Raw genomic sequence first — 7,587 nt, forward strand, 5'->3', positions numbered from 1 at the left:
GTCGAATAGTCATTTGAAAGCGCTCCGGGCCGTAGCGGCCCGGAGCCTGCCCTTTCACAACGCCGCGTCCGAAGGGACGCCGTGGCGAATTTGAATCCGCGCCCGATCCTTGCGAAAATCAGCTTGATTTTCGGGGTCGTGCGCCAACCGGATCAGCCCATGAACCCGCGCACACGCATAGCCCTGGAGTTCGTTCTCGACAACCTCGTCTGGTTCATGTTGCTGTTCGTGCTGGTGGTCTTCTCGATCTTCGTCCCGAACTATTTCCAACTCGGTATCTTCGCCAACATCATCGAGGCGTCCAGCGTGCTCGGCGTCATGTCGATCGGCCTGGCGCTGGTAATCATCGCCGGTCACATGGACCTGTCGGTCGAATCCGTGGCAGCGCTCAGCGCCATGGCGGTCGGCATCCTGTTCTGCTCGTCCGGAATAGGGCTTGGCGTTCAATTGCATCCCGAATGGCTGATGGTTCCGGTGTCGCTGCTGCTGGCGCTGGCCGTCGGCGGCCTCATCGGCGCTTTCAATGGCTATCTGGTGGTCAAGGTGAAGATGAGCGCCTTCATCATCACGCTGGCGTCCTACATCTGGGTGCGTGGCCTCGTGCTCGTGATTTCGGGCGGCCGCTCGGCGCAGGACCTGGCGCCAGCCATCCGCTGGTTCGGCATCCAGCGCCTTATCGGCCTGCCGCTCACCGCCTGGATCGCGGTTGGCTGCTTCGTCGTCTTCTCGCTGATCATGGCCAAGACGCCGTTCGGCCGGCATCTCGTGATGATCGGCGGCAACGAGACGGCCACCTTCCGCGCCGGCATCCGGGTGAACCGCAATCTCATCATCGCCTTCGTTCTCGCCGGCGCCATCGCCGGTCTTGCCGGCTGGCTGCTGGCGATCCGCACCTCGGGCGCCACCGCCAATCTCGGCGTCGGTCTGCTATTCAACGCCTTCGCCGCCGTCGTAATCGGCGGCGTCAGTCTGAAAGGCGGCGTCGGCACCCTGCCTGGCGTCTATGCCGGCGTGCTGTTGCTCTCAGCCATCAACACGGCGATCAACCTGATGGGCCTGCCGGCCAACTTCACCCAGGTGATCCATGGCCTGCTGGTGCTGGCCGCCGTGCTGCTCGACGCTTTCAAGCAAACCATCCGCCAAAGACTCGCATAACAGGACGGCTCGCATGACCGGACGACTGAAAGACAAGGTGGCGCTGATCGTCGGCAGCGCCCGCGGCATCGGCAAGGGCATTGCACTCCGCTTTGCCGAGGAAGGCGCGAGGCTGGTGCTGGCCGACACCGAAGTCGAGGCCGGGCAAGCGACCGCGCACGAGCTGGGCGTTCCCTTCATCCGCACCGATATCTCGCAAATGAGCGATGCCGAGGCAGCCGTCGCGCTGGCGCTCAAGCTCCATGGCCGCCTCGACATCATCGTGCAGAATGCCGGCATCTATCCCTGGCAGCTGATCGAAAACACCAGCGCCGACGACTGGGACCGCGTCATGGCGGTCAATCTGCGCGGCACCTTCAATGCCAGCCGCGCGGCCCTGGTGCCGATGAAGGCGCAAGGCTTTGGCCGCATGCTCTACACCTCCTCCATCACCGGCCCGCATGTCACCAGCCCCGGCCATGGCCATTATTCGGCCAGCAAGGCCGGCATCAACGGCTTCATCCGTGCGGCGGCGCTCGAATTCTCCGGTTACGGCATCACCGTCAACGGTGTCGAGCCCGGCAACATCCTCACCGAGGCCATCGAACTGCATCGGGGTGCTGCCTACATCAAGAACATGGAGGACTCCATTCCACTCGGCCGCCTCGGCAGCCCGCGCGACGTCGCCAACGCCTTCCTGTTCCTCGCCTCCGACGATGCCAGCTACATCACCGGCACGACCATCATCGTCGACGGCGGGCAGCTGCTGCCCGAGGGCAATGATTTTCGGCTGTTGCCGCCTTGATCACAGCACGAACGGCAGTGAATCGCTCAGTCTCCTGACGACGAGGGGAATGAGAAGCATAACTTCAAGCTACAGATCCATCGCCCGCGTATTAGTTGGCGAATATTCCCCCACAAGTTGCAGCGGAACAACTTCGCATCTCAAAGGTTGTTCATCTAGTGCTGATCAAGGGGGATGTTTGGCAATGGCCAATAAAATCAGAACCAGTCATATCTACCAGCGGGCTCATGCTTTGGCCGAGGGTGGTGTCCACCACTCGCCAGCCGAGATCATTGCCGCATTGCTCGCCGAGGGCTACCCGGAAGCGGCCGAGTTGCTGAACTCCAGAAACATCCATGCCGATCTGCTGCGGGTTTGTGACGCGGCGGCGAATGGACAGCCAGGCACGCCATACCGTGGGCTTCGTCATTGACGCGGCCGTGGATGGATCGTCTGATTGGAATGGTGGGCGATGACGGGCTCGAACCGCCGACATCTTCGGTGTAAACGAAGCGCTCTACCAACTGAGCTAATCGCCCGCTCCGGGCCGGACCTTTAAGCGGTCAGGATCGGCTTCGCAAGGCCAAATGAGCGCAAGACGCCTTGGTTGGATGCCGGTTTTGCCAACAAAACGCCGGCTGTCAAAAAACCTTCTCCTGTTTGCTGTTATGCTGTCCTGTCACGCTTGACACCCGGTGGCGAACCCCTTATCCAGCGCCCCAACGACGAACACGGCTGACACGTGTTCGCCATGCGCGGGTGTAGCTCAGTTGGTTAGAGTGCCGGCCTGTCACGCCGGAGGTCGCGGGTTCGAGCCCCGTCACTCGCGCCACCCTCCAACCCCTTGTTCTGCAAGGGTTTCAAGGAGGGTGGCGTTGAAGCAAGTTTGGTCGAGTTTCAATTTTTTTTTGCGCCAAGTTTCAACTTTTTGAACATGCTGACTGGCGGTCCCCTGAACTGGCGTTTCAGCAAGGCACAGGCCGGCCTCGGCGCGCTAGGCGATCTCGGCTCACACCATATTTACCAGGCGCGCTTCCTTGTCGGCGAGGTCGCCGAGGTCGCGGCCATGACTGGAACATGGAGCAAGGATTCCTCAAACCAGATCCTTGACGTCAACGACGATGCTTTCGTCTGCGCGGCACGGCTCGAAAACGGAGCGACGGCGTCGTTCGAAGCGACGCGCGTGGCTGGAGCCCACAATCTCGGTGGCTTCATCGAGGTCGACGGCACCAAAGGGTCCGTCGCTTTCCACATGGAGCGGCTGAACGAGCTGGTCATCTACGAGCCGAAGCGCGGTCCACGGGTGCAGATGGTGACGCAGGCCGGCCATCCTTACAGCGACTTCTAGCTGCCGATGGGCATCCAGGGCCAGCATCCGCTCGGCTGGAACGAGTGTTTCGCCCATCAGGCCAGACACATGCTGGAGGCCGTGGAAGGCGGCAAGCCGATCGCGCCGCGAGCCACTTTCGAGGACGGATACCGTGTAGCCGAAACCGTCGATGCGATCGCGCGGTCAGCGGAATCGGGAACCTTCGAAACCGTCAGGTTCCGGTCCTGAGTTCACGGAATGCCGTTCTATGCAAATGCCGTTGGCAACCCCGACGCGGACTTTTCAACATCGGTCAGAAGCGGACTCTCCCAGGTGAAAGCGCACATGACAGCTTGGCGCCGCATATCGGCCGTCGAGAAGCGCTTTTTATTTCCTGAAGGCAGACATGGCCGACCACCACACTCCAGGTCCTCCAAAGCCTGCCCCGCATGATCCGCTTACTCAAATAATACTCGCCCCCCCGGCGTCAGATCCTGCGAAGCGCGTCAGCGGGGAGAAGACGTGTAGCGCGCCAGGCCGGGTAGAGCGCGCCGAGGGGGCCAGCGATGAAGACGAAGATCAGCGCCTGCGCGATCGACCAGCCTGACAGGTAAGGCACGATCAAGCCCGCTGCGAAGTTTGTCTTCGCCGCCATCTCCATCGTGAGGACGCCGAGAATGATCCCGATGACCCCGCCGGCTGCGCTCATGATCACGCCTTCGATGAGAATGAGCCGAAGAATCCGCCGCGGTGACCAGCCAAGCGCCGCGAGAACTCCAATCTCGAACGTCCGTTCGTTCACGGCCATCAGAAGTGTATTGGCGACGGCGACAGAGGCCATCGCCATGACAACCAGTGAAATTGTCTGGGCAATCGCTCGAAGCAGATCGAAGATGCGGATGCTGCTGGAAAACTGCTCGGTGTCACCTACCTCAAACCCCTGTGCGGCTGCGATGAGCCGGGTTCGGGCAACAGCGATGTCATTCTTGTCGAGTGGGCGCTTCAACCTCACCTCGTACAAGGTAAAAACGTCCTCCCGCGACAGGAGTTGCTGCAGTCCTTCAAGCGGAACGATCGCGCTGTTCTGGTTCAGCACGGACGAGAACGACGCGATGCCGACAATCCTATAGGGCTGGAACTGCAGCTCGACGGTATCACCCACCCGCTTGTCCAATGCGCGGGCGATCGATTCGCCAAGGATCACGGACCACTGGTCCCCCGGTGCAGGGATTCGCCCCGCCAGGAGGTGCATGTCTTTCCACAGGAAGCTGTCGCTCGGCCAGCCGGCCATGACAATATTTGCAGCGTCGTCAGCGGTGGTGATGTTCAGGAGAATGCCCGACACGGCCTCGACGTTTGGTACCGCGGAAAGCCCGGAGCTCAGCGACTTGGGCACGGCGCTGCTCACGAGGTTGAACGCACTGCGTTGGCTCACCACCAAGTCTGCACCGTTCTCATTGATTCCTGAAGCAAATGAGTGCTGGACGCCAGCGGTCAGGCCGGTAAGCGCCACAAACCCCGCGACCGCCAGAGCGATGCCGAGAACCGTGAGGAGGGTGCGAAGCGGGCGCGAAATGAGACCGCGCAAGGGAAGGGTCAGCTCTGTCATGGGTTAGCGGATCCGCAACGTCGGCGCGGGCGTCGGCATCGCCGTCATTCGGTTGTCCGAACGGATGCGGCCGTCGGATATCTCGACGCGCCGACCGCACAGCGCGGCCACGTCCTCGTCATGGGTCACCACGATCACTGCGGTACCGAACTCGCGATGCGCGTTGCCAATGATGCTCATCACGGACTGGCTCGTCTGCACGTCGAGACTTCCTGTCGGCTCGTCCGCAACGAGAAGCTTCGGACGGTTGGCAAGCGCCCGCGCAATTGCAAGCCGCTGACGTTCGCCGCCCGAAAGCTCGGCCGGCCGGAGCGTAGCGCGTTCGGCAAGACCGAAATGTGCCAGAAGTTCGAGCGCGCGAACGCGACGCTGCCGCGCTCCGCCGAGGTTTCCCAACAAAGCCACCTCGATATTCTCGCGCGCCGATAAGGACTGGAGCAGGAAGAAGTTCTGGAAAACGATGCCGATCCTGCTGGCCCGCACGGCTGCCCATGCTGCCCTCCCGTTGACGGCCCGTCCTTCGAACCGAACTTCGCCGCGCGTTGGCCGGTCGAGGCCGCAGACCAGGTTCAGGATCGTGGACTTGCCGCTCCCGCTGCGGCCGACAATGGCGACGGTCTCATCATCCTCGATCGCAAGCGACACACCGTCAACGGCGACAATACGACCGCCATCAAAGTCGCGGCCGACATTGCTCAATTCGACGAGGAGGGACATGAGCACAAGCGAGGCGTCATACCCGGCCTTTCCTGAGATCGGCGACAAGTGCTGGGATCGAGCCGCCGTTGCCGGCGAGCAGTTGGCCAACACGGTCCCGCTGCTGCACGGTCACGGAGCCGCCGTCGACAAAGACATCGCCGATGCAGAGCTGTCCGCGGCAGTGGCGGACACGCCAGTCCACTGACGTTGGGCCGTGGAGCGGCCGGCGGAATTCGCTGCGCACCAGGATGTCGCCGTTAGCCAGAGCCTTTGTGCCGAGCACGGTGAAAGTCTTGTCCTGCGTCCGCTCCAGCCTTTCGGCCAGCCTGTGTGCAATAGCATACAGAAGCGCATCGACCACCGAGGCGCGGTCGTCTGCACTCGCCCGGCGCCAATACGTCCCGAGCACGGCTTGCGCGATCCCCCTACCGTCGAACGCCGCGGAGATCGAGCGGAGCTGCGACTCTGCAGGTCCACCGTGCCCAAGCACTATCGCCGCCTGGCGCACAGTCTCAACCAACTTGACCGCGTCACTCTGCTCATCGGCAGCTGCCGAAAGCGATGGGGCGCAGATCGCGAGTAGCACCGGGACAAGCAACAGCCGGGCCAAAGCTGCCCAGCTTGCGTACGACCATGGGCCTGCTGTCATGATCCTATGTCATCCAATGCGCTGTTGGCTGTCAACATCGAGCGTCTCGGGAGCCTGTAGAGGCGCATGCCCAAAAGCGGCAGCCAGCGGTTCGAGGCGAGCGACCCGCGCTTTCTGCCTTTCCGTCAGGTCGGGATGGCGGCTACGCACCTGTTTGCCGAACGTCGCGGCGACCTGCAGTACCCGCTCCTCGCAGCCGCGGGAAAATGGCAGGCCCAGTTCACGGTAGATCCGCTTCATCTCACCCGCGGGGTCGGCGGTGAGATCCTGCAGCCGCACTTCCGCGAGGTCGGCGGCTGAGATCTGAGCTCTATCGGCTAGATAGTGCATCTCTGTCGCGAGATATTCGCAGGTGATGATCTCCTCCTGCTCATCCTCGGGCAGTGGCGGCTGCAGGGCGAACGCACGTTGCAATTCGCGCGCCAGAAGCAGGTTGGACCGGAACACGACTTCCGGCGAACGGGAGATGTGGACAAACTTGGCGCCCGGAAACAGTTCCTGGAGGTAGCGGACGCGCGCCGTATGGCTCGGCGACTTGAGCAGAAGTCGCCGTCCGCCTGCAACGAGAGTAAGCTTCTGAACGAAACCGAACTGATGCGAGCGCCAGCGGCTTAACTCCCCCTTCGAAAGCGCGTCGAGATCGTGAAATCGATTAAAGAAGGCTTGCCGGCGGGGAAGTATGGCGCGTCCCGCGAGGACGGACATCCCTCCCAGATTGTTCAACGCGAAGTCGTCCTCCCCCGGCAGCTTGGCGCCCACTGGCACGACTGCGCTAAGGCGCGTCAACGGCAGCAACGGCACGAAAAGGTAGCGCAGGAGAAACCATCCAGGGACGAATGCCTGAGGGGCCAGGACCTGCGGCCAACTCGGCGATCTCAGGTCTGGGTCGGCTGCCAGCAGGTTCTGCAAAAACGTCGTTCCGGATCGGAAGTAGCCGAGGACGAACACGGGGGCATTATCCCTCCCCATCTGGGGAGGTCGTAGCCGCAGCCATGCCGCAAGGATCACGCGCTCCGGCAGGGAGGCGACTGTATTGATCCCCGAAAGCAGGAGCAGGAGCACCAGGCGCGGCCAGTAGGCGGGGGGAATGTGGCCTTCCGCGCGCCATAGAATCCGCAGCACGGCGTCAAGAGGTGCCACGCACATGAAGTGCGGATACGGCAAATAGGGCGCCAGCCGACGGGCTGCGAGCGAGATGCTTTCGTGCAGGGCCTTCATAAGGCAGTCCGGAACATCATGGTCTCGGTGGTCAATCCCGGCCCAAACGCCATGCCGCAGCCGAGCAAGCCCGACGGCTCCTTCAGCATTTCAGCCATCACGAACATCACGGTCGCCGATGACATATTGCCGTATTGCCGGAGCACTTCGCGCGATACGGCGAGCGCGGTCGGCTCCAGTTTGAG

9 protein-coding genes, 2 tRNA genes and 1 pseudogene are annotated in these 7,587 nt (G+C 62.3%); 6 read left to right on the plus strand and 6 right to left on the minus strand.

Annotation, left to right across the window (positions count from 1 at the left end; translation table 11 throughout):
• Positions 1 to 159: 159 nt before the first annotated feature.
• The 3 genes from EN993_RS27645 (at position 160) to EN993_RS27655 (ending at position 2,351) form a co-directional block, all read left to right on the plus strand.
• Complete coding sequence (locus tag EN993_RS27645; protein WP_127265348.1) at positions 160 to 1,155, plus strand: ABC transporter permease; 996 nt, start codon at positions 160 to 162, stop codon at positions 1,153 to 1,155.
• A 13-nt stretch (positions 1,156 to 1,168) separates the two neighbouring features.
• Entirely contained in the window at positions 1,169 to 1,939 is a 771-nt protein-coding gene (locus EN993_RS27650; protein ID WP_109669558.1) for an SDR family NAD(P)-dependent oxidoreductase, read from the plus strand.
• A 184-nt stretch (positions 1,940 to 2,123) separates the two neighbouring features.
• Positions 2,124 to 2,351 (plus strand): hypothetical protein, encoded by a 228-nt coding sequence (locus EN993_RS27655; protein WP_126069347.1) that lies wholly within the window; start codon positions 2,124 to 2,126, stop codon positions 2,349 to 2,351.
• 30 nt (positions 2,352 to 2,381) lie between these two features.
• Here the strand turns inward: EN993_RS27655 and EN993_RS27660 are convergent.
• Positions 2,382 to 2,457 (minus strand) — tRNA-Val (locus EN993_RS27660).
• Positions 2,458 to 2,673: 216 nt separating this feature from the next.
• Here EN993_RS27660 and EN993_RS27665 point away from each other — a divergent pair.
• The 3 genes from EN993_RS27665 to EN993_RS27675 all read left to right on the plus strand — a co-directional run bounded on the left by EN993_RS27665 (position 2,674) and on the right by EN993_RS27675 (position 3,476).
• Positions 2,674 to 2,750 (plus strand) — tRNA-Asp (locus tag EN993_RS27665).
• A 102-nt stretch (positions 2,751 to 2,852) separates the two neighbouring features.
• Positions 2,853 to 3,266: a Gfo/Idh/MocA family oxidoreductase gene (locus tag EN993_RS27670; protein ID WP_245468984.1), complete on the plus strand. Its 414-nt coding sequence runs from the start codon at positions 2,853 to 2,855 to the stop codon at positions 3,264 to 3,266.
• Between the two features lie 6 nt (positions 3,267 to 3,272).
• A complete protein-coding gene (locus EN993_RS27675) occupies positions 3,273 to 3,476 on the plus strand; it encodes a hypothetical protein (RefSeq protein ID WP_127265350.1) in 204 nt (67 codons plus the stop codon).
• 238 nt (positions 3,477 to 3,714) lie between these two features.
• Here EN993_RS27675 and EN993_RS27680 read toward each other — a convergent pair whose 3' ends face one another.
• The 5 genes and pseudogenes from EN993_RS27680 to EN993_RS27700 form a co-directional block, all read right to left on the minus strand.
• Positions 3,715 to 4,836, minus strand: coding sequence for an ABC transporter permease (locus EN993_RS27680; RefSeq protein ID WP_109669551.1), 1,122 nt, complete (start codon positions 4,834 to 4,836; stop codon positions 3,715 to 3,717).
• Positions 4,837 to 4,839: 3 nt separating this feature from the next.
• Positions 4,840 to 5,553, minus strand: a complete 714-nt coding sequence (locus tag EN993_RS27685) for an ABC transporter ATP-binding protein (protein WP_127265351.1) — start codon at positions 5,551 to 5,553, stop codon at positions 4,840 to 4,842.
• A 16-nt stretch (positions 5,554 to 5,569) separates the two neighbouring features.
• Positions 5,570 to 6,184 carry an ABC transporter substrate-binding protein gene (locus EN993_RS38390; RefSeq protein WP_127265352.1) on the minus strand — a complete coding sequence of 205 codons (615 nt, stop codon included), beginning with the start codon at positions 6,182 to 6,184 and terminating at the stop codon, positions 5,570 to 5,572.
• Positions 6,185 to 6,193: 9 nt separating this feature from the next.
• Positions 6,194 to 7,402: a sulfotransferase gene (locus EN993_RS27695; RefSeq protein WP_127265353.1), complete on the minus strand. Its 1,209-nt coding sequence runs from the start codon at positions 7,400 to 7,402 to the stop codon at positions 6,194 to 6,196.
• Positions 7,399 to 7,587: pseudogene (locus tag EN993_RS27700) on the minus strand (type III polyketide synthase); the annotation flags it as partial. The pseudogene EN993_RS27700 and the gene EN993_RS27695, both read right to left, overlap by 4 nt.

The organism is Mesorhizobium sp. M7D.F.Ca.US.004.01.2.1 (genome assembly GCF_003997785.1).
In the GTDB taxonomy this organism is placed as follows: Bacteria; Pseudomonadota; Alphaproteobacteria; order Rhizobiales; family Rhizobiaceae; genus Mesorhizobium; species Mesorhizobium loti.

What these genes read in the sequence shown, in the direction of transcription:
- EN993_RS27645 (WP_127265348.1), top strand. Translation starts at nt 160, where the DNA reads ATGAACCCGCGCACACGCATAGCCCTGGAGTTCGTTCTCGACAACCTC.
- EN993_RS27650 (WP_109669558.1), top strand. Translation starts at nt 1,169, where the DNA reads ATGACCGGACGACTGAAAGACAAGGTGGCGCTGATCGTCGGCAGCGCC.
- EN993_RS27655 (WP_126069347.1), top strand. Translation starts at nt 2,124, where the DNA reads ATGGCCAATAAAATCAGAACCAGTCATATCTACCAGCGGGCTCATGCT.
- EN993_RS27670 (WP_245468984.1), top strand. Translation starts at nt 2,853, where the DNA reads ATGCTGACTGGCGGTCCCCTGAACTGGCGTTTCAGCAAGGCACAGGCC.
- EN993_RS27675 (WP_127265350.1), top strand. Translation starts at nt 3,273, where the DNA reads ATGGGCATCCAGGGCCAGCATCCGCTCGGCTGGAACGAGTGTTTCGCC.
- EN993_RS27680 (WP_109669551.1), bottom strand. Translation starts at nt 4,836, where the DNA reads ATGACAGAGCTGACCCTTCCCTTGCGCGGTCTCATTTCGCGCCCGCTT.
- EN993_RS27685 (WP_127265351.1), bottom strand. Translation starts at nt 5,553, where the DNA reads ATGTCCCTCCTCGTCGAATTGAGCAATGTCGGCCGCGACTTTGATGGC.
- EN993_RS38390 (WP_127265352.1), bottom strand. Translation starts at nt 6,184, where the DNA reads ATGACAGCAGGCCCATGGTCGTACGCAAGCTGGGCAGCTTTGGCCCGG.
- EN993_RS27695 (WP_127265353.1), bottom strand. Translation starts at nt 7,402, where the DNA reads ATGAAGGCCCTGCACGAAAGCATCTCGCTCGCAGCCCGTCGGCTGGCG.